At 62.4% G+C, this 19720-nt stretch carries 21 protein-coding genes and 1 pseudogene; 9 read left to right on the top strand and 13 right to left on the bottom strand.

Annotation, left to right across the window (positions count from 1 at the left end):
• Positions 1 to 74 precede the first annotated feature (74 nt).
• The 3 genes and pseudogenes from NKI64_RS07365 to NKI64_RS07355 form a co-directional block, all read right to left on the bottom strand.
• Complete coding sequence (locus tag NKI64_RS07365; protein WP_023713913.1) at positions 75 to 467, bottom strand: RidA family protein; 393 nt, start codon at positions 465 to 467, stop codon at positions 75 to 77.
• A 237-nt stretch (positions 468 to 704) separates the two neighbouring features.
• Positions 705 to 1167: pseudogene (locus NKI64_RS07360) on the bottom strand (cupin domain-containing protein).
• 302 nt (positions 1168 to 1469) lie between these two features.
• Positions 1470 to 2021, bottom strand: coding sequence for a DUF4142 domain-containing protein (locus NKI64_RS07355; RefSeq protein ID WP_023672417.1), 552 nt, complete (start codon positions 2019 to 2021; stop codon positions 1470 to 1472).
• A 325-nt stretch (positions 2022 to 2346) separates the two neighbouring features.
• On the opposite strand from NKI64_RS07355, the gene NKI64_RS07350 reads away from it, so the two are divergent.
• A complete protein-coding gene (locus NKI64_RS07350; RefSeq protein WP_023697061.1) occupies positions 2347 to 2685 on the top strand; it encodes a hypothetical protein in 339 nt (112 codons plus the stop codon).
• 287 nt (positions 2686 to 2972) lie between these two features.
• Here the strand turns inward: NKI64_RS07350 and NKI64_RS07345 are convergent, their stop codons facing one another.
• Both NKI64_RS07345 and NKI64_RS07340 read right to left on the bottom strand, forming a co-directional pair.
• Positions 2973 to 3461 (bottom strand): GNAT family N-acetyltransferase, encoded by a 489-nt coding sequence (locus tag NKI64_RS07345; protein ID WP_023740207.1) that lies wholly within the window; start codon positions 3459 to 3461, stop codon positions 2973 to 2975.
• Positions 3462 to 3466: 5 nt separating this feature from the next.
• Complete coding sequence (locus NKI64_RS07340) at positions 3467 to 4396, bottom strand: transglycosylase SLT domain-containing protein (RefSeq protein ID WP_352667241.1); 930 nt, start codon at positions 4394 to 4396, stop codon at positions 3467 to 3469.
• Positions 4397 to 4573: 177 nt separating this feature from the next.
• On the opposite strand from NKI64_RS07340, the gene NKI64_RS07335 reads away from it, so the two are divergent.
• On the top strand, positions 4574 to 5155 hold the full coding sequence (locus NKI64_RS07335; protein WP_023671959.1) for a methylated-DNA--[protein]-cysteine S-methyltransferase: 582 nt from the start codon (positions 4574 to 4576) through the stop codon (positions 5153 to 5155).
• A gap of 162 nt (positions 5156 to 5317) precedes the next feature.
• Here NKI64_RS07335 and NKI64_RS07330 read toward each other — a convergent pair whose 3' ends face one another.
• Positions 5318 to 5644, bottom strand: coding sequence for a hypothetical protein (locus NKI64_RS07330; protein ID WP_023683768.1), 327 nt, complete (start codon positions 5642 to 5644; stop codon positions 5318 to 5320).
• A 298-nt stretch (positions 5645 to 5942) separates the two neighbouring features.
• On the opposite strand from NKI64_RS07330, the gene NKI64_RS07325 reads away from it, so the two are divergent.
• Together NKI64_RS07325 and NKI64_RS07320 are read left to right on the top strand one after the other, a co-directional pair.
• Complete coding sequence (locus tag NKI64_RS07325) at positions 5943 to 6155, top strand: cold-shock protein (protein ID WP_015316174.1); 213 nt, start codon at positions 5943 to 5945, stop codon at positions 6153 to 6155.
• A 233-nt stretch (positions 6156 to 6388) separates the two neighbouring features.
• On the top strand, positions 6389 to 6589 hold the full coding sequence (locus tag NKI64_RS07320) for a hypothetical protein (RefSeq protein WP_352667238.1): 201 nt from the start codon (positions 6389 to 6391) through the stop codon (positions 6587 to 6589).
• Between the two features lie 104 nt (positions 6590 to 6693).
• Here NKI64_RS07320 and NKI64_RS07315 read toward each other — a convergent pair whose 3' ends face one another.
• Both NKI64_RS07315 and NKI64_RS07310 read right to left on the bottom strand, forming a co-directional pair.
• Positions 6694 to 7554 carry an EAL domain-containing protein gene (locus NKI64_RS07315; protein WP_352667235.1) on the bottom strand — a complete coding sequence of 287 codons (861 nt, stop codon included), beginning with the start codon at positions 7552 to 7554 and terminating at the stop codon, positions 6694 to 6696.
• Entirely contained in the window at positions 7551 to 8450 is a 900-nt protein-coding gene (locus NKI64_RS07310) for an EAL domain-containing protein (RefSeq protein WP_352667232.1), read from the bottom strand. Before NKI64_RS07310 ends, NKI64_RS07315 begins: the two co-directional genes overlap by 4 nt.
• Positions 8451 to 8727: 277 nt before the next feature.
• Between NKI64_RS07310 and NKI64_RS07305 the strand changes: the two genes are divergently transcribed.
• The gene (locus NKI64_RS07305; protein WP_023821575.1) at positions 8728 to 9930 is read left to right on the top strand and encodes a pyridoxal phosphate-dependent aminotransferase; all 1203 of its coding nucleotides are present in this window, start codon (positions 8728 to 8730) and stop codon (positions 9928 to 9930) included.
• A 59-nt stretch (positions 9931 to 9989) separates the two neighbouring features.
• On the opposite strand, the gene NKI64_RS07300 is transcribed toward NKI64_RS07305, so the two are convergent.
• Complete coding sequence (locus NKI64_RS07300) at positions 9990 to 10385, bottom strand: (R)-mandelonitrile lyase (protein WP_023833500.1); 396 nt, start codon at positions 10383 to 10385, stop codon at positions 9990 to 9992.
• A 48-nt stretch (positions 10386 to 10433) separates the two neighbouring features.
• On the bottom strand, positions 10434 to 10985 hold the full coding sequence (locus NKI64_RS07295; RefSeq protein ID WP_023833501.1) for a methyltransferase family protein: 552 nt from the start codon (positions 10983 to 10985) through the stop codon (positions 10434 to 10436).
• Between the two features lie 147 nt (positions 10986 to 11132).
• Between NKI64_RS07295 and NKI64_RS07290 the strand changes: the two genes are divergently transcribed.
• The 3 genes from NKI64_RS07290 to NKI64_RS07280 all read left to right on the top strand — a co-directional run bounded on the left by NKI64_RS07290 (position 11133) and on the right by NKI64_RS07280 (position 15515).
• Positions 11133 to 11993, top strand: a complete 861-nt coding sequence (locus tag NKI64_RS07290) for an alpha/beta fold hydrolase (RefSeq protein ID WP_023671967.1) — start codon at positions 11133 to 11135, stop codon at positions 11991 to 11993.
• Positions 11994 to 12240: 247 nt separating this feature from the next.
• Positions 12241 to 14292, top strand: a complete 2052-nt coding sequence (locus NKI64_RS07285) for an elongation factor G (protein WP_023683761.1) — start codon at positions 12241 to 12243, stop codon at positions 14290 to 14292.
• Positions 14293 to 15017: 725 nt separating this feature from the next.
• Positions 15018 to 15515 (top strand): methyltransferase family protein, encoded by a 498-nt coding sequence (locus NKI64_RS07280; protein WP_023671969.1) that lies wholly within the window; start codon positions 15018 to 15020, stop codon positions 15513 to 15515.
• Positions 15516 to 15537: 22 nt separating this feature from the next.
• On the opposite strand, the gene NKI64_RS07275 is transcribed toward NKI64_RS07280, so the two are convergent.
• A complete protein-coding gene (locus tag NKI64_RS07275; protein ID WP_023671970.1) occupies positions 15538 to 16434 on the bottom strand; it encodes a LysR family transcriptional regulator in 897 nt (298 codons plus the stop codon).
• Between the two features lie 80 nt (positions 16435 to 16514).
• Complete coding sequence (gene trxB / locus NKI64_RS07270) at positions 16515 to 17489, bottom strand: thioredoxin-disulfide reductase (RefSeq protein WP_023671971.1); 975 nt, start codon at positions 17487 to 17489, stop codon at positions 16515 to 16517.
• A gap of 255 nt (positions 17490 to 17744) precedes the next feature.
• Here trxB and NKI64_RS07265 point away from each other — a divergent pair, with 255 nt between their 5' ends.
• Complete coding sequence (locus NKI64_RS07265) at positions 17745 to 18221, top strand: Lrp/AsnC family transcriptional regulator (RefSeq protein WP_023671972.1); 477 nt, start codon at positions 17745 to 17747, stop codon at positions 18219 to 18221.
• A 422-nt stretch (positions 18222 to 18643) separates the two neighbouring features.
• On the opposite strand, the gene NKI64_RS07260 is transcribed toward NKI64_RS07265, so the two are convergent.
• Positions 18644 to 19624, bottom strand: a complete 981-nt coding sequence (locus tag NKI64_RS07260) for a phosphodiester glycosidase family protein (RefSeq protein ID WP_245260365.1) — start codon at positions 19622 to 19624, stop codon at positions 18644 to 18646.
• Positions 19625 to 19720 lie beyond the last annotated feature (96 nt).

The raw sequence follows: 19720 nt of genomic DNA, 5'->3' as shown, positions 1-19720 counted from the left end.
CCCCTCGCCACTGTTTTAAATACAGCATCCTCATGGAACCGGGGAAAATCTCATGCGAAATAGATGTCCAACTCTCACGCCACCGCCACACACTCGATCTCGATATCGAATTCCATCGGCCATGACGCCACCGGCACGAAACTGCGCGCCGGCGGGTTGACGCTGAAGTATCTGGCATAGACCCGGTTGATGGCGTTGTAGAAGCCGGAATTGACGGCGTAGATGCGCACCATCACCACGTTTTCCAGCGAGGTGCCGGCCGCTTCCAGGCAGTGCTTCAACGCCTTCAGCGACGCCTCGGTCTGCACCTCGATGTCGCCGCACACCATCTCGCCGGTCACCATGTCCACCGGCGGTGTCGCCGAGATGAACACGAAGCCGTTGGCCCTCACCGCCGTCGAGCAGGGCAGCCCGAGCGCCCGCACCTTGGCCGACATGACGGGCACTTCGATGACTTCTTTTTTCATGGTGATGCTCCCTTTGTTTGCCAAGCTGGCGCCAAGGCCCCCTCACCAGCCTCCGCTTCGCTCGGCTGACCTCTCCCCGAGGGGAGAGGAGCCGGTCAGCGCCAGCGCTTCCCTCTTCTCCCCAGCGGGGAGAAGGTGGCCGCGAAGCGGTCGGATGAGGGGGCCTGCGCCACCTTTAATCGTGAGGAACTTATCCCCCCGCCCAGCGAACGCCAGCGCCGAACCATGGTCCAGCCCTCACCCCTGCCCCGGATACCGCGTCCCGTCCTTGTGCAGAAACCTGCCATCCGAACTCGGGCTCATCATGTCGATGTCGGAGCAAGTGATGAGATCATCCGGATTGCGCGAGCCGACTTCGAGATAGCGCGCCGTTGTGGACGAGCGGTTGATCATGTGGTGGCCGTTGCCGCTGTTCTTGGCAAAGGTCGCGCAGTCGCCGGCCTTGAGCAGCGTCTCGCCGCCATCCTCGACCAGCACCAGTTCGCCTTCCAGCACATAGACGAGCTCGTCCTCATGGCTGTGCCAGTGGCGCTGGCTGGACCAGCCGCCTGATGAATGTCATCAGGTTGACGCCGAAATCGGTGAGGCCGCCGGCATCGCCGAGGCGGTGGCGTGTGCGCTCGGCGCAAGGGGCGTCGAAGGGCGCGGGGTAGCCGGAGCCCTTGCGGACAGGCACGGTGGACAGGTCGATCTTGGGCATGGGAGCTCCATTGAATTGGTGGCGGCAGTGTATGTCACTGCCGGCGCAGCCACAGAGCCACTTTGCCGCAATGCCTTGCCAACGGCAGGCATCGGCCGTCGCACTCTACGGCGCCCCCCTCTGTCCTGCCGGACATCTCCCCCACAAGGAGGGAGATTGGCTGTCGCCTCAGCCTTCGCCAATTTTCACCGTCGCAAGAAAAGCACGGCGCCGACGCTGCTGATCTCCCCACTCGTGGGGGAGATGTCCGGCAGGACAGAGGGGGGCGCCGTAGAATGCTATTGCTGGCCAGTCACCACTCCTCAACCCTGATGCGCGGCCGCGAGTTCCTTCACGTGCTTCTCGTGCATCTGCAGCGTCGGCAGCGTCTTCTTGGCGAATTCCTTCATCGCCGGGTCGTCGCCCGAGTTGGCATAGCTGCTGAACAGGGCTACGGCCTCCTTGTGCGCGTCCGTCTGCATCTGGATGTACTTGGCGTCAAAATCCTTGCCGCTTGCGCTCTTCAACTCGTCGAGCATTGCCTGCTCCTTCGGCTGCAGGGCCGGCCCCGCGGCTTTGGTCGAACCGGTGGTCTGGCCCTGGCTCAGCGCCGCCTTGAACTCCTTGCCGGCTTTGGTGTGGTCCTTGACCATCTGCTTGGCGAATTTCCTGACGTCAGCCGCCTTGGATTTCTCCTCGGCGAGCTTGCTCGACTGGATTTCGAATTCGTTGGAGCTAGGCACGGTCTTGACGAAGGTTGGGGTATCGACCTTGCTGGCGGCCATGGCAGGCGCGACCGCAGTCGAGTTGGCCGCAAAGGCGGCAGGGGCACCGGCGAACAAGGCGACGGCGGCAATGGTGAGAAGCGTTTTCATCTGAGGTCTCCGATTTGAAAATTTCCCTCGGCTAATCAAACGCGGCATTGGCGGCAGGGTTGCGTCCGGAGAACTATTCGTCAGCGACCATCTGCCGAAGAGCCGTCCCGAGCCCCTGGCGGACAAACCTCAGGACAGCACGCCTCGCCATATTGCAGCTGTTCGTTCCAGTTCGGCCGACCCTCAGGCGTGAAATCCATAAGGTTCCACAGGATCTCGCAGATGCCGATGGCGCGCTGATCCTAATGGACGGCGCTGCATTGGGAGCCGGTTGCACTTCCCTGTATTGCGTCTGCAGGTTAGATTTCCGGAGCTGGGGAGACACATGCAAGAGGATGAAGAGATCGATCTGCGCTGCCCGCAAGTGGTGGCCGACAATGCCGCCAAGGGGTTGAGGCTGCGAAGAGAATTCGGCCGGGGCGGCACCGAGATCGGCGTGGCGCGGGCGACGGAACTCAAGAACCGCGAAAAGCTGGCGCCATCCACTATCCGCCGCATGGTCAGCTACTTCGCCCGCCACGAGGTCGACAAGCGCGGCAAGAATTACGGCAATGAAGACAATCCATCGGCCGGCCATATCGCCTGGCTGCTGTGGGGCGGCGACGAGGGCCGCGCCTGGGCGCTTGAGCTCAAAAAGAAGATCGGCAATGCGCCCGATATCTGAGGGCTGCCGTAAAACGACTGGCGGGCCCCAAACCCCCGCCTGGGACCCGCCAAGGAGTGGCTGAACACATGCCGGTGCAGCCCCTCCACATCTGCCAGTCGTCGATCCGCCATCGGTCGAAAGGCATGGATGGTGAGGTAGCATCCGGTTGCGGCGGCCTATGTGAAGCAGTTCACAATCCGAAGGATTTCAACAGCGCTCGAGCAATTCCAGGAAAAGTGGGAACCGGTTTTCCTGGGAAAAGCGCGTAGCGTTTTCCCCAGGGAATTGCGGCAAGAAAAAAGCCCTTACCCTTCCCAGGCGACAGGCACCATTCCCAGCCGCTCGTAGAGCCCGAGCGCGGCGGCGTTCTCGACCGTGTTGGTCTTGAGGTCGACATGGGCCGCGCCTCGATCGCGAAAGGCGTTGAAAGCCTGCCACATCAGCGCTTCGCCAATGCCTTTGCCGCGCGCTTCGGGATGGACCGCGAGGTCCTTGACGAAGGCCCTGGTCCAGCACAGCGCTGCCGCCGCCAGCCGTCCCTTGGCGTCGATGACCAGGAAACACAGCGCCGGGTCGAATTCGGCATCGCTGGATATGCGCGGCCACCATTCGTCGAACGGGCCGTCGGTGCCGTCGTCGAACACCTCGGTCAAAAGCGCATGCAAGGGCTGCGCGTCACCATGTTCGAAGCAGCGCATGGTAAAGCCGGCCGGCCAGTGCGGTGCAACGAGCGTCTCGTCGAGGATTTTGCGCAGCCGGATGTCGTTTGGAGCCGGCGGGCGCGGTTCAGGCATCGCGCTCAGGCGTCGGGCTGCAGCCGGCGGCGCTTGCGGTCGACACCGAGGCCGGTGGCCTCGAGCAGGCCTTTGCGCTTGGCGTCGAAATAATAGCCGGTCTGGTAGAGCCAATCGGCCTTCTTGGCGTTGCCACCCGCCACCAGCCAGGCGCCACGCAGATATTTGACCGCGTATTTCAGATTGGTTTCGGCGTCGAACAAGCCCTTGGCCGGCCCGTCATAGCCCATGCCGCGCGCCGTCGCGTGCTTGATCTGCATCAGCCCCCAATGGCCGTTATTGTAAGCCTTGGGATTGTAGGTGCTTTCGCGGTTGACGACGTGGCGCACCAGATCGACCGGCACCTCGTAGAGAGCAGCGTATTTCTGGATCAGCCGGTCGACATCGCCGCGCATGCCGGTCGCATGCTCTTCTTCCGGGAGACCGAGCGGCGCGGCGGGGAACTGGCCCAGGGAAGCCGGGTTCTGCGGCACGACATAGGCTACCTGCTGCACGCCGGGCATGGCGTTCTGGCCGCCCTTGGCGGTCGCCGGCATGACAAGGCTGGCGGTCGTATATTGCGCCGCGACCGGCTGTCCGGCGTTGGCGGGCGCAGGCGCCTGCCAGGCATTGGCTGCCATCACCGCAGGCACGGCCGGGGCCGTGGGCGTCGCGCCGGCAAAGGCCGCGGTCGCGCCAACCGGCTGCGCGGCGGCGGCAAGTGCTGGTGTGGCGAGAGTTACTTCGGCCGCCTGGGCGGGTGTTATGCCCGAGGATTGCGGCAGCACCGAAACCGTATCGGGCAGCGGCACGGTGAAGCCGGCATCGCTGCCGGCGGCGGTCGCGGTTTCGGTCAGCGCAGGCGTAGCCTTCATCTGCGAGGTCGATTGGCAGCCGCTGAGGGCAGCTGCGCCGACGATCACAGAGATCGCGAAAAGGTTGAATTTTGCTGGCAAGCCGCGCGGGTCCGATTTGTCGGTTGTTAAGAAGTCCTTACACCAGCGATTCCTGGTGGGCAATCGGGACCATCTGGTGGTTTTCGGGTGGCGAGAGCCGGGCTCAGATGCCATATTGTTCTGCATATGTACCGGTCGGTATCCCGGTTTTCGCCAGTTTGCGGAAAGGAGCGCATCATGGAAACGGCATCTTCGATCACAGCCGGCCACGCAGTGTTAGAAACAGTGATCGGCTTCATGGGCATCGCCTGGAGCGAAAAGGGCCTGATCCGGCTCTGCCTGCCCGAAAGGAGCCGCGAAGCGGTGGAACGCCGGCTGATGCGGCATGCCGGTGTTGCCGCCAATACGACTGCGAACATTGGGCAGCCGCAATGGGTGGTCGAGCTCATCGCCTCGATCAAGGCCTATGCCTCAGGCGAGGACGTCGATTTCTCCGGTGTGCCGGTCGATCTCGACGGCGTCGACGACTTCCGTCTCGCCATCTACGACGCGGCGCGAAAACTGCATTACGGCGAAACCACCACCTATGGCGAACTGGCCAAGCGCGCCGGCCAAGCCGGCCTGCCGCGCGAAACCGGGGCAGCGCTGGGCGCCAACCCGGTGCCGCTGGTCATCCCCTGCCATCGGATTCTAGCCGCGGGCGGCAAGATCGGCGGCTTCTCGGCGCCCGGCGGCTCGGCCACCAAGGAAAAGATGCTGGCCATGGAAGGCGTGCGCGTCGGCCCGCCGCCGGCGGCGCAGGTCTCGTTCGGGTTCTAAGAGCTTGGATGGTATGCCGGCTGGGTATGTTGAGATTCAGGTCAGGCCGCACCGAGAACTATGGTCTTCGAGAACCGGAGCGGAGCGTACTTAATGTACGTGGGCGCCGGAAGCGCAGAAGACCATCGTTCGCAGGCCGGCCTCACTTGAATATCAATATGCCTAATGACGGCGCAGGAAGCGGCGGTGAAAATGGTCGTTCTCGATCCGCTTGCAGAGATAGACCGGGCAGGATTCGGTATCGACGCTCGGCACATAGGCGCGCTTCCTGACCTCGCCGACATTGCAGAATTGCTGGCTCTGCACATAGCGGTCGAAGAGCGGCAGCCCCGGCACACGCCTGGACTGATAGCGCAGGATGACCGCGCCCTGGCGGGCGATCGTGCCTTGCACCCTGTCGCAGCTCATACGAGTGGGGTCGTAGCGCGAGATCGCCTGCGCCTCGGCGGCCGCCAGCGTCAGGCAGGCGGCAAGCAGAATGGTTTTCACAACGGTTTTCATGACAGTCTCCCAAAACCGGACTAACGCCGTCGGGCGTCCCGATCTTCCCGATTGCTCGACGCTTTCATGCGATTGGGGCGGCCTTTGGGCGGCGCCACCGCAACGCCATTTTTCGAGCCATCTTGTTTTTGGTGCGAAACCCGCCTATATCAGCTCCATTGATATTTCGGCCGATCGATCCGGGCCTCGCGATCTTCGCGTTTGCTGACGTCTATCTCCAAAATCTCGATACAAACCGGCTGAACCTCGGTTCGGTCAAACCAAAGCAAATGCGAGGACTATTCATATGGCAACTGGTACGGTCAAGTGGTTCAATGCCACCAAGGGCTTCGGCTTCATTCAGCCTGATTCGGGCGGTGCGGACGTTTTCGTTCACATCTCCGCTGTCGAGCGCGCTGGACTGTCGACCCTGGTCGAAGGCCAGAAAATCAACTTCGAGATCGAGCAGGACCGCCGCACAGGCAAGTCGTCCGCTGGTTCTCTGAGCAAGGCAGCCTGATTTTGCGATAGCGCGCGCCGGACGAGAGTTCGGGGCGCGCGGCAAGTCACGGATGTACTGACGGTCGCGCGAGAAGCGCGCTGGAGCAGAAAGACCCGACAAGCTGGATCAGCAGATAGCTGCCGGCCCGGACTTAAAGCTCCGATCAGGCTACCGAAAATGGGAAGGCGGGATTTATCCCGCCTTTTTGTTTGTCTGGAATTGGACGATGGCCATGCTATTAGTTTCGCCCCATGACCAAGCTCGAACAGATTGAAAGATCCATCGCAGCCCTGAACACCAAAGAACTAAAGGCCTTTGCCAAATGGTTCGCAGCGTATCAGGCAGAGGTGTGGGATATGCAGATCGAGGCTGACGCCAAGGCCGGTCGACTGGATAAGCTTGCCGAGCAGGCTTTGGCCGAACTTCGCGCGGGCCGAGTTCGCCCTCTCTGAATGCGCGCTACCGGCCGAAGGCCGCAAGCCCGACCGGGCGTCGCGCCCGTTGGCGCGCCCCGTCCGGAGCGAGCCGCGAAGCGGCGGCAAGCGCGAGGACAAAGTTAACGCCGCAGATGCAACGGCACCACCTTGTTGTCGGCGCCCAGCAGCGCCTCGATCGACAGTGGCTGTTGGTTGAAGATCGTGCCGGCAAGCGCCGGCCGGCCAAGGTGATACCCCTGCAGCAGGTCGACACCGCCATCCAGCGCGACGCGCAGATGCACGGATTGCTCGATGCCTTCGACCAGCACCTTGGCGCCGCGATCGTGCAGCGACGAGACAAGCGGCCGAAAGAAGCGCTCGGCGGCAGTGTGGCGGCAGAATTCGGCGAACCAGCCGCCGTCGATCTTCACGATATCCGGTTGCAGCAGGCTCATCCGCTCCGCGGTCGAATGGCCGGTGCCGAAATCGTCGATGGCGATGCGGATGCCGTGACGCCGCATCTCGCGCACCAGCGGGGCCAGCACATGATCGTCGGCCGCCTGTTCGGTGATCTCGCAGACCAGCATGGCGGCATGCAGGTCGAGATCGCCGAGATGCCGCGTCATCAGCCGGATCTCGGCCAGCGCCCGCCCGAGATGATCGTTGATCATCGGGTTGTAGTTGAAGAACAGGTCGAGCCCGTCGACGCCGATGTTGCGGAAGTTTCTCAGATGCAGCATCCGGCACATCGTCTCGACAAACAGCCGGTCGGCAGCCGTAATACTGTCGAAGAACACGGCCGGCGCAACCGGCATGGAAGCGCGGTGCGGTTCGATCAGCGCCTCGACGGCAACCGCGGCCAGCGCGCCGCCGCGTGGTGCAAAAATCGGCTGGTAGGCGCTCTTCAGCCGGAACGCGCCATAGACGCCGTATTCGATGCCGACCTCGTCGGCAAAGATCGCTTCGCCGACATCGCGCCGCCGCTCGCGCCGCCCGGTCATGGCCCGGTCCTGCGCCCGAACACCCTGCCCGGCCGCACTGACGGCGCTACGGTCGGGCCGGCCGGCGCCTTGCCAGGCTCGGCCGCCGCGGCAGACGGCTGCCCATCCTTGCCGAAAGCGCGAAAGCTGGTCGGCGCCAGTTCCGGCTTCGCCAGCACGAAGCCCTGCACCATCGATGCGCCGGATTTCTCGGCCAATTCAAGCTGCCAGCCTTCCTCGATGCCTTCGAACACCGTGCGGATGCCCTGTAGTTCGAAGTTCGTCACCATGGCAGTCAGCAGGGCAAAGCCGGCGCCGGATTCCATGAGCTGCGTGATCCAGTGCGCATCGAATTTGACGATGTCGGGCTTGAGTTCCTTGATGCGGTTGATGTCGGATTCATCGGCGCCGTAATCGTCGACGGCGATGCGAAAACCATTGGCCCGCAGCGCCTCGACAAAGCTGTAGAGCGTTTCCTGCGACGCTGACTTCTGCTCGGTGACCTCGCAGACGATGCGGCGCGGATCGATCCCGGCCTCGTGCAGCACCAGTCGCATGTCGCGCAGCGCATTGTCGGCGACGGAGCGCTCGGTAAACACCGACGGGTCGAAATTGACGAAGATCGAGGCTTCTTGCGGCAGGCAGGCGCCGGCGTTGAGCAAATGCAGCGTGCGCGTCAGCGCCTCGATATGCAGACGGTCGCCGGCCGGACAGGTGCGGAAGAAGTTCATCGGCGATTGCGGCTCGCCGTCGCGAAACGGCCGGATCAGCCCCTCGAATGCCGCCACGGACAATTTGCCCGCGTTGAAGGCGAAGATCGGCTGGAAGGCGCTCTGCAGCGTGTAGGGCCCCCAGACACCTGACGAGGTGCCGTCTTCGTGACGGATGATGTGGGCAAGCCCGATGCTGCGCGACAAGGGTCCCTCGCTCCGCGAGACAGGCGAAATGGCTGGCGATCCTGCCGCCAAAGGTTTTAACGGCCGTTGATGAATTTAGTCTTGCCGGGGATGCGCTCCATGGATTGCTTCACACAAACGGGGTGTAAACCCGGCGCAGGCGGTGTTCCAAAAGCCGATCTTCACAGGTCCTTGACCCCTGGCTCATCCGACGATGCTTGCACTTGCCGGGTCGATGCGACATGAGAAGCGCCGCAGCTGTTTACGGCTGCGCCGACCCCTCTGGAGATATCTGGTCATGGCCTTTCTTGCCGACGCCCTTGCCCGCGTAAAGCCTTCCGCCACCATCGCGGTGACGCAGAAAGCCCGCGAGCTGAAAAATGCCGGCCGCGACATTATCGGCCTCGGCGCCGGCGAACCGGATTTCGACACGCCCGACAACATCAAGAATGCGGCGATCGAGGCGATCCGCCGCGGCGAGACCAAGTACCCGCCGGTTTCGGGCATCGCGCCGCTGCGCGAGGCGATCGCGAAAAAATTCAAGCGCGAGAACAATCTCGACTACAAGCCCGAGCAGACCATTGTCGGCACCGGCGGCAAGCAGATCCTGTTCAACGCCTTCATGGCGACGCTGAACCCAGGCGACGAGGTCATCATCCCCCGCCCCTATTGGGTCAGCTATCCCGAAATGGTGGCGATCTGCGGCGGCACCTCGGTGTTCGCCGATACTTCGATCGACAATGGTTTCAAGCTGACTCCCGCCGTGCTGGAAAAGGCGATCACGCCGAAGACCAAATGGCTGTTGATGAACTCGCCGTCGAACCCGTCCGGCGCCGCATACACGGAAGCCGAGCTGCGCGCGCTGGCCGACGTGCTCTTGAAGCATCCGCATGTCTGGACACTGACCGACGACATGTACGAACACCTGACCTATGGCGACTTCGTCTTCAGGACGATCGCCGAGGTCGAGCCGAAACTCTACGAGCGCACGCTGACCATGAACGGCGTCTCGAAAGCCTACGCCATGACCGGCTGGCGCATCGGCTATGCCGCGGGTCCCGTCCAGCTGATCAAGGCGATGGACATGATCCAGGGCCAGCAGACCTCGGGCGCCTGCACCATCGCGCAATGGGCCTCGGTCGAGGCGCTCAACGGCCCGCAGGATTTCGTCGCCAGGAACAAGGCGATCTTTCAGGGCCGTCGCGACCTCGTCGTGTCGATGCTCAACCAGGCGCGCGGCATAACCTGCCCGTCGCCGGAAGGCGCTTTCTACGTCTATCCGTCCTGTGCCCAGCTGATCGGCAAGAGGACCAAGGCCGGCAAGGTCATCGACACAGACGAGACCTTCTGCTCGGAACTGCTCGAGGCCGAGGGTGTCGCGGTGGTGTTCGGCTCTGCCTTCGGCCTCGGCCCCAACTTCCGCATCTCCTACGCCACGTCGGAGACGCTGCTGGAGGAAGCCTGCACCCGCATCCAGCGATTCACTGCATCGCTGACCTGATCAGGCTCCGAGACATGAAACCCGGCCTTTCGAGCCGGGTTTTTTGTCAGGAGCAGACCTCAGCCGCCACACTGCTCGCTGGTGACCGCTTCCATCCAATCGGCATGGACGCCGTCCAGCGCTTCCTGCATGGCGACGTGGGTCATTGTCGTCTTTGGACCCGCGCCGTGCCAGTGCTTCTCGCCGGGCTCGAACGAGATCACGTCGCCCGCCTTGATCTGCTGGATCGGCCCGCCCCATGTCTGCGCAAGGCCGGCCCCCGCAGTGACATAAAGCGTCTGGCCGAGCGGATGCGTGTGCCAGTGGGTACGCGCACCGGGCTCGAAGCTGACCAGCGTGGCTCTGAGCCGGGCCGGCGCTTCCTTCTCGATGATGGGCGTCTGCAGCACGCGGCCGGTGAAATACTGGTCCGGCGCGATGATGGTCGGCACGCTGCCGCAGGCAATGATCTTCATCTCTGGTGATCCCTAAGTTTGGCAGAACCTACCCTGCCCCGGTGCCGGCTACCACCCCAGCCGGGGCCAGAACAGGCCGGCACGTACGCGATAGTCCGCGTAGGCTCCGGCCAGCGGCGTGCGCGAAAATTTCTTCTCTTCGTCCAGCGCCGCAAACACATAGAGGATAGCGATTCCGGCGATCGGCACCACCGCCCAGATCGACCAGGTCGCGATCCCCCACCCGATCCAGAAGACGATGTAGGACGTATAGAAGGGGTGGCGGACATGGCCGTAGGGGCCGTCGGTCAGCAGGCTGTGTGGATCGTCGGGTGCGAAGGCGAAGCGCAATCGCGCCTTGCGCGACGTGACAATCGCCCACCAGAACAGGGCAGAGCTCGCCAGTTCGACGGCAAGTCCGGTGAGCTTTGCCGAACCCGGCTGCGATTGGATCCAAAGGATGGCGAGAAGGAACAGCGCCGTGGCGATGACCGCCGCCGAAATCACCATGGCGCCTGGAGACATCGCCTGCGATTGGAAATGCGCCCGCATCGACCAGACATATTGGCCAAGCGTCGCGATGCTGCAGATCGAGACAAGAAGATCAAGGACTGGTTCCATTGTCGGGATTCCGCGCGTGATTGCCATGGAGCCAGCGATCGTGCCGGCTATCTCTTTAGAAATCCTTTCTTAACCACATGTTTAAAGAACATATAGAGCCAGCGATGCGATGTTGGCGGTCAGGCAAATCTCAAGGTCTAATCCAGCATGAGCATCACTCACCGCACCATCCGCACGCCGCAGGCCGACTTGCGCCTCAGCCAGTCGTCTGGGTCCGGCATGCCCATCGTCATGATCCATGGGTCGGGCAGTTCGCGCGCCGTGTTTGCCCGTCAGTTCGATAGCCCGCTTGCCGACGGCCATCGGCTGATCGCCTTCGACCTTCCCGGCCACGGCGAGTCCTCCGATGCCCGCGACCCGGCGACCGCCTATACGATTACCGGCCTTGCCCAGACCACAGCCCGGCTTCTCGACGCTTTGGGCATCGGCCACGCCATCATCTTCGGCTGGTCGCTCGGCGGCCATGTGGCGGTCGAACTGGCCAGCTTTCACCATGCGGTCAGCGGCCTGGTGCTGACCGGAGCGCCGCCGGTGTCGCGGGGGCCGCTTGGCATGCTGCGCGGCTTTCACGCCAACTGGGACATGCTGCTGGCCTCCAAGAAGGTCTACTCCGAACGCGACATCGAGCGCTTCGAGGCGCTTTGCTTCGGCGATACCGCCAGTCCGTCTTTCCGCGAAGCCATAAGGCGCACCGACGGCAGGCTTCGCGCCGGCGTGGCGCGCAGCATGTTTGCCGGCAAGGGCGCCGACCAGAAACAGGTGGTCGAGCACGCCCCGTTCCCGGTTGCGGTGATCAATGGAGAGCATGATCCGCTGGTGCGGCTGAGTTACTTCGAGACGGTGGCCTATGGCTTGCTGTGGGAACAATGCCATGTCATATCAGGCGCCGGCCATGCACCGTTCTGGGAACGCCCAGACCTGTTCAACCCGTTGCTGTCGCGCTACGCCGAGATGGTGGTGAAGCAGAGTGCAGCCGCCACGCCCACGCGCCGCACCCAGGCAAGCTGAAATCGCCGGACGGTTCTGATCCCGGGGTCTTGCCTCGGCCGCCTGACGGCGCACCGGATTCCTATTTTCCTTGCCCTGCCGGCTAACCCGTGGGACGATGGGCTTGGGCAGGTGGCTAAGAGAAACAACCCCGCCCCGCGACGGTCGAACAGGCCGGCCGCCGCTCACGACAGGGTGCGATCGGCGCAAAACCGTTTCCACTTTTGCTGATCGCACTCCAAGGGCCAAGCCTGAGTGGAGGTCAGCCATGGGTACTCGCGCCGGAGGACGACGCACGGGACCGAAATGCATTGCCATAGTCGGTCCCTTTGCAAGCGGTAAGACGACACTTCTCGAAGCCATCCTCGCCCGTACGGGCGCCATCCCCCGCCAAAATCCCGTTTCATCGGGAAGCACCGTTTCCGATCATTCGCCCGAGGCGCGGGCGCACGCCATGAGCGTCGAGGCGACCTTTGCCACCACCGAATTCATGGGCGAGCAGATCACCTTCGTCGACTGTCCCGGATCGATCGAATTCTCCTTCGAGGCCGAGCCGGTGCTGGCAGCCTGCGATCTCGCGGTGGTCGTCGCCGAGGCCGACGAGAAGAAGATCCCAGCCTTGCAGCTCATCATGCGCAAGCTCGACGATCTCGGCGTGCCGCGCATCCTGTTCCTCAACAAGGTCGACAAGGCAATCGCCGGCGTACGCGATACGCTGAAGATGCTGCAGCCGACGAGCGCGGCGCCGCTGTTGCTGCGCCAGATTCCGCTGCGCAAGGACAATGTGGTGATCGGTTCCATCGACCTGGCGCTAGAGCGCGCCTACATCTACCGCGAATATGCCGAAAGCCAGGTTGCCGAAATTCCAACTGACGACAAGGCGCGCGAACTGGAGGCTCGCTTCTCCATGCTGGAGACGCTTGCCGACCATGACGACCAGTTGATGGAGCAGTTGCTGGAGGAGATCGAGCCGCCGAAAGACGCGGTCTTCGACGATCTGTCCGCCGACCTGCGCGCCGGCGCCATAACGCCGGTGCTTATCGGCACCGCCGAAAAAGGCAACGGCGTGCTGCGCCTTTTGAAGGCGATCCGCCATGACGCACCGGATGTCGAGGCGACGCGCAAACGGCTCGGCGTCCCCGACGGCAATCACACCGTGGTCCAGGTGATGAAGACCATCCACACCGCGCATGGCGGCAAGCTGTCCGTGTCGCGCGTACTCTCCGGCCAGATCGCCGATGCAGCCGAACTCTATTTGTCGAATGGCGAGACGGCGAAGGTCTCCGGCATCTACAAGATGCTCGGCAAGGACCAGTCCAAGCTCACCGCTGCCAAGGCCGGCGACACGGTGGCGTTGGGCAAGCTGGACGAGGTCAAGACCGGCCAGACGTTGAGTTCCACGAAGGGCGGTATCAAGCCGCTGGTCACGCTTACGCCGCCGCAGCCGGTCTTTGCCTTTGCGCTACGGCCGAAGGAGCGCAAGGACGAGGTCAAAATGTCGGCGGCCATCCAGCGCCTGGCCGAGGAAGATCCCTCGCTCACCTTGCGCCACAACCAGGACTCGGCCGAGACCGTGCTGTCCGGCCATGGCGAGATGCATCTGCGGGTCGTGCGCGAGCGGCTGGAAGGCAAGAATCAGATTCCGGTCGAAGGCCATGCGCCTGCCGTCCCCTATCGCGAGACGATCCGAAAGACGGTGCAGCAGCGCGGCCGCCACAAGAAGCAGTCCGGCGGCCATGGCCAGTTCGGCGATGTGGTGATCGAGATCAAGCCGCTGCCGCGCGGCTCCGGCTTTCAGTTCTCGGACACCATCACCGGCGGCGTCGTGCCCAAGACCTACATCCAGTCGGTCGAAACCGGCGTGCGCGATTATCTGAAATCCGGCCCGCTCGGCTTCCCTGTCGTCGATGTCGCCGTCAACCTCTCCGACGGCTCCTACCACGCCGTCGATTCCTCCGACATGGCTTTCCAGATGGCGGCCAAGCTGGCCATGAAGGAAGGCATGGCGGCCTGCTCGCCGGTGCTGCTCGAGCCGGTCATGAAGGTCGAGATCGTCACGCCGTCCGAAGCCACTTCGAAGATCATCGCGCTGATCCCGCAACGGCGCGGCCAGATCCTTGGCTACGACGCGCGGCCTGACTGGCCGGGATGGGATGTCGTGGAGGCGACCATGCCGCAGGCCGAGATCGGCGACCTGATCATCGAACTGCGCTCGGCGACCTCCGGCGTCGCCAGCTATCGTTGCGCCTTCGATCACATGGCCGAGCTGACCGGTCGGTTGGCCGACGAGGCGATGAACGCCAACGGCAAGGCTGCCTGACAGGCCGAAGGATGATCCGCACAAAAAACGGCGCCCGGATGACCCGGACGCCGCTCTTATTGCGGACCGTCTTCTTGGGAGGAAAACGGCAGGTCCGCCGCACGTATCCGCCGCGCCATGCGGCACTGACAGACGAATAGGTTCGGACGCGGTAGCCGCCTGAGCCCGGATCTTCCGAGTGATGCCCCCATCTCCCGGTCGAACCACACCGCGTCCTATGATCTGCTTAAACGATGAATCGCGCCTGCGGCATGTTACCTGAGGTTACATGTCACTGTTACGCGGCGATTTTGCTCGATTTTTCGCTGGCTACGGCAGGCCCGGAAACAAAAAAGCCGGATCAATGAAGATCCGGCTGAGTTTGATTGGAAGTGCCTGTTAAGGCTAACCTCCAGAGGGGAACACTCGAGGGCGCTAATGGGAGGAGAACGCGCCCAGGAGATGATCTATATATGTGCTGTTCATGCCCAAGAAACAAGCATCTATTTTGCAACACACGCATGCAAAAAGGTACAGGCTGTGGTCTAACCCATGTCTAGGGGCCATAGGACCACGAAAAGTTGCCAAATGAATGGCGCGACCGTGCGGTTGCCTTCGCAGAACCGCAAGTCGGGCTGATTCTCGCGCTCGCGGGCAAAAAGCCGAATGACGTTGAATCGGGCAGCAGGCGTTTATTTTTGCGGCAGCGGGATGGGAAGGGTCGGCCGGAAGAAGGGAGACCTGACATGCGGACACCCCAGGCGATCGCCGGCAGCGCGGTCTTCTTCATCGCCGCACCTTGTGTCGTGGCCGGGCTGGTGCCCTGGCTGCTGACGGACCGCTACCGTCTGCCGCTGTCGACGGTGCCCGGCTTCGTGCCGGCTGGCTCCATCCTAATCGTCGCGGCCATCGCCCTGCTCGTCCATTCCTTTGCCCGCTTCGCGCTCGAAGGCATGGGCACGCCGGCGCCTGTAGCACCCACCGAGAGACTGGTGATCGGCGGCGTCTACCGCCATGTCCGCAACCCGATGTACGTCGCCGTGCTGTCGATCATCCTCGGCCAGGCGTTGCTGTTTTCAAGCTGGAGCGTCGCTGCCTATGCCGCCATCGGCGCGATCGTCATGGGCTCTTTCGTCAGGTTCTATGAGGAGCCGACTCTCGCCCGCCGCTACGGTGGCGAATACGAGACCTACCGCCGCAATGTTCCCGGCTGGCTGCCACGGCTGACGCCTTGGCGGGGGTGACCAGCACCTCCCAAGGGCATGTTTAAAATGACCAGCTGCGCGCTTTGGCGATGATGAAGTCGCGGAAGACGTGCAGCTTGGCCTGGTTCTTCATTGCATCGGGATAGGCGAAATAGGTGTCGAAGGACGGCACCTCGGTCTCCGGCAAAAGCTGCACCAAATCCGATTCCTTGGAGATCACGTAGTCGGGCAGCATGGCGATGCCGGCGCCGCCCTGCACGGCGCGCTTGATCGACAAGATGTCGTTGATCTGCAGCGTCGGCACCCTTTGCCCACCGTCGAAATCGCCGATCGTTTCCAGCCAGTTCAGCTCCGACAGATGCGACGGCACCGGCACACCGAAAGTGACGATGCGATGGTTCTTCAGATCGGCGACCGAGGTCGGCTTGCCGTGCTTGCCGACATAGGACGGCGAGGCATAGAGGTGGAAATGCACGGTGAACAGGCGGCGCTGGATAAGGTCGGGCTGCTGCGGCTGGCGCAGCCGTATCGCGCAGTCGGCCTGGCGCATGGTGAGGTCGAGTTCCTCATTGGCCAGGATCAGCTGCAGGCTGATTTCCGGATAGAGCTCGATGAATTCCTGCACCCGCTCGGTCAGCCAGCCGGCGCCGAGCCCGACCGTGGTCGTTACCCTCAGCACGCCTGAGGGACGGTCCTTGGCCTCGGTCAGCTTCGACTTGATGGTCTCCAGCTTCATCAGCACGTCATGCGCCGTGCGGAACAGCATTTCGCCCTGCTCGGTCAGCACCAGGCCGCGGGCATGGCGATTGAACAGCGGCACCCCGACATCATGTTCGAGCGCGCTGACCTGGCGTGAAATCGCCGATTGCGACAGGTGCAAAGTCTCGGCGGCATGGGTAAACGACCCAGCCTCCGCCGCTGCGTGAAACACGCGAAGCTTGTCCCAGTCCAACGCCATTGAGTTCCCCTCGTTCTGTTTTTGGCGTCTGAATGAAAAATCAGGCTTTTGAACGGCTTGCGACGCCGTCTTGATAGATTTTATTCCGCCGCTTCGCGGTGCACCTCGATGCCGGCCAGGTATTTTTCCGCCTCGAGCGCGGCCATGCAGCCGAGCCCGGCGGCGGTCACCGCCTGACGGTAGATATCGTCGGTCACGTCACCGGCGGCGAACACGCCGGGCACATCGGTGCGGGTCGAATTCGGCGCCGTCCACAGATAGCCGTTCGGCTTCTGCTTCAGCTTGCCGACAAACAATTCCACCGCCGGCGCATGGCCGATCGCCACGAACACGCCGTCCACCTGGAGATGGCTGACCTCGCCGGTCATCGCATTTCTGAGCTTCAGCCCTTCGACCGAAGGCGGCAGCGGCGTCTTGCCGGGCCGGCCGGTGATCTCGTCGACGATCGTGTCCCAGATGACTCGGACATTGTCCTTTTTCAACAGCCGCTCACGCAGGATGCGCTCGGCGCGGAAATCGTTGCGCCGGTGGATGACGGTCACGCTCTTCGCCAGATTGGAGAGATAGAGCGCCTCCTCCACCGCCGAATTGCCGCCGCCGATGACAGCGACATCCTTGCCGCGATAGAAAAAACCATCGCAGGTGGCGCAGGCCGACACGCCGAAGCCCATGAAGGTTTGTTCGGTGGGGATGCCCAGCCACTTCGCCTGCGCACCGGTGGCGATGATCAGCGCATCGGCCGTGTAAGTGGTGCCGGAATCGCCCGTGGCGCGGAACGGCCGCACATTGAGGTCGACCTCGGTGATGATGTCGTTGACGATGTCAGTGCCGACATGCTCGGCCTGCTTCAGCATCTGCTCCATCAGCCACGGGCCCTGGATCGGATCGGCGAAGCCCGGATAGTTTTCGACATCGGTGGTGATCATCAGCTGGCCGCCCTGCTGCAGGCCGGCGACGAGCATCGGCTTCAGCATGGCGCGCGCGGCGTAGACCGCCGCCGTATAGCCGGCCGGGCCGGAACCGATGATAAGGACAGGCGCGTGCTTGGTGGTCATCTAAAGCCTCTGCGGGGCGGACAATCGAGTGTGCCTTGGAAAAAGACGTGAAACGGTGCTGGTAATGTAAGGGTTGCCAACCACACCAGCAAGACGATCAGGCCGTCGTCCCCGGAAAGCTTCGGCCCACAGGCTTATTCGCGCAATGGCCGCTTCCGTTACGGTCGCAAAATCGCCCGACCAAGGGCTGGCATCGCCACAAAAGTCGTTTAATGACGAGATCGCGAAAGATTCTTGCGCTAAGCAGAGACCGCCATGCCCCTGAAAGCCGACCTCGACGCCATCGACTGGAAGATTCTGCGCGAGCTTCAGGCCGACGGGCGCATGACCAATGTCGAACTGTCGAGCCGCGTCGGCATTTCCGCGCCGCCCTGCCTGCGCCGTGTCCGGCGGCTGGAGGAAACCGGCATCATCAAAGGCTATCGCGCTTTGCTCAACGCGCCGGCGCTCGGCATGGATGTCGTCGCCTTCTGCCTGATCGGCCTGCATCACCAGGCCGACGCGGAACTCAAAACCTTCGCCGAGCGCACTCGCGGCTGGCCGATCGTGCGCGACGCCTGGATGGTCTCGGGCGAATCCGACTTCCTGCTGCATTGCGTGGCGAGTGATCTCGGCACCTTCCAGACCTTCGTCATCGAAGAACTGGCTTCGGCGCCGAATGTCGACACGGTGCGCACCGCGCTGACCATCCGCCGCGTCAAGGACGAAGGGCTGGTGGCGTTCAGCGCCTGATAAGCGAGATTAACTTCGAAAAAGCATGTGCGACGCCGACCAAGACATACCCCAACAGACACACTGCTACCTCTCCGACAACTGGCAAAAGAATGAAGCCGTCCCCAGGGCCGGGGCTCTCACCAGGGGACATCTCCGGCAAAGCTAAAAAGGCCAGCAAAATAGGTGAGCAAGCAAGCCAGACGAATGTGATGACATGCGGCAACCATTTGAGACGGAAAATGTTTTTTGACGTGAGAACGCCGCGCCGATCACAATCATGTTGACGACGAATATGAGCCAGAAAGCGAATTCTGGCGCCGAAATCGTAGGGTATTCCGGGTCAGATTGCGTGAACATGAGCGGCCAAGGTTGAATATGCCATCCGGTTTCAGCTACGGAATCGGGAGTACTTTGACCCACCCTGCCAAGGGCAGGATCTGCTACCTGCGCTCCACCGTGAGAACAACAGGCAATCCCCAGGGCACATCTAGCGATGCTTGAAGCAGTGAGACGTCGCCATCCGCGACCTGGGCTTCCCACTTGGCATAGTGTTTCAACCGGTAGTTCCCGGAGCGGACGCTGAGGCAGGCAACAGGCCCGCCATCGAGGTTTAGCGCCGTCTTGAGATCGAGGTCGGTCTGCAACAGGAAGTTTGCTAGCCGGTCCAGCGAGAAGAAAGCGTCCTTGGTCGAACCGACGATGATCCAGCCCTGACGATCTTCCGCGATAAAGGTGCGGTTGGCCAACCAGTTGCTCTTGGCGCGTACATTGTTGCGGCCGTCCTCACCGACAAGCAATGGATAGGAAACCATAGCGTTTTCGGCATTCTCCGTGACTGCGCGCCAGTCACGTGAATTGAGATCGACCACATGCGTGCCGGAGGCATTCACGAACCAGGCGCCGGCCTTCGCATCGTATTCATCCGGCCCGAGCCTCGCACCCATGCTGACAAAGGGCGTGTCGGCTTCGCCCTTCAGTCCGAAATAACTGCCATTGACGATCAGAACGGTGCCGCCTGTGCCTTGTGGATTGAGTGCCGCTTCCCACTGGTCGATGTCCTTGGCACCACTGGGCTCGTTACGGGCAACGAAACGGAATTTGGCTGGATCGAAACGGTTGAGATAGAGCCGGTCAATTTCACGGTCGCCCGCCATGACGGGGATTTCTCTGACCTGGAATCCAGGCTCGGTTTCATTCCATGAGCTGGCTCCACCGGTCACATCAGGAATTTCCGATTTCAACGCAAGCTGCATGGCAGGCGAGAGACGCGCATCGTCGGGTGCAACGGCGATCCAGTAGCTTCCGCCGCGGCGAAGAAGTGCATTGAGCCCATACACGCCGTGTTTTTGCCAGACATACCCCACGGCTGAAAGCACAGCCAATATCAACAAGACAACGGCAACAGAGATTGCTTTCTTCAATGAATTCCCCTCGTTCTTCGATGGAATGACATCTGCAAATTTCTTGCTTGAATGATGTCTGATCTCTGCAGTTTTTCCGCAAAAGAGCGTGGTGCT

Source organism: Mesorhizobium sp. M0478 (genome assembly GCF_040321305.1).
GTDB lineage: Bacteria > Pseudomonadota > Alphaproteobacteria > Rhizobiales > Rhizobiaceae > Mesorhizobium.
The sequence above is the reverse complement of the archived record's forward strand: the minus strand, read 5'-3'. Positions and strand labels throughout refer to the sequence as shown.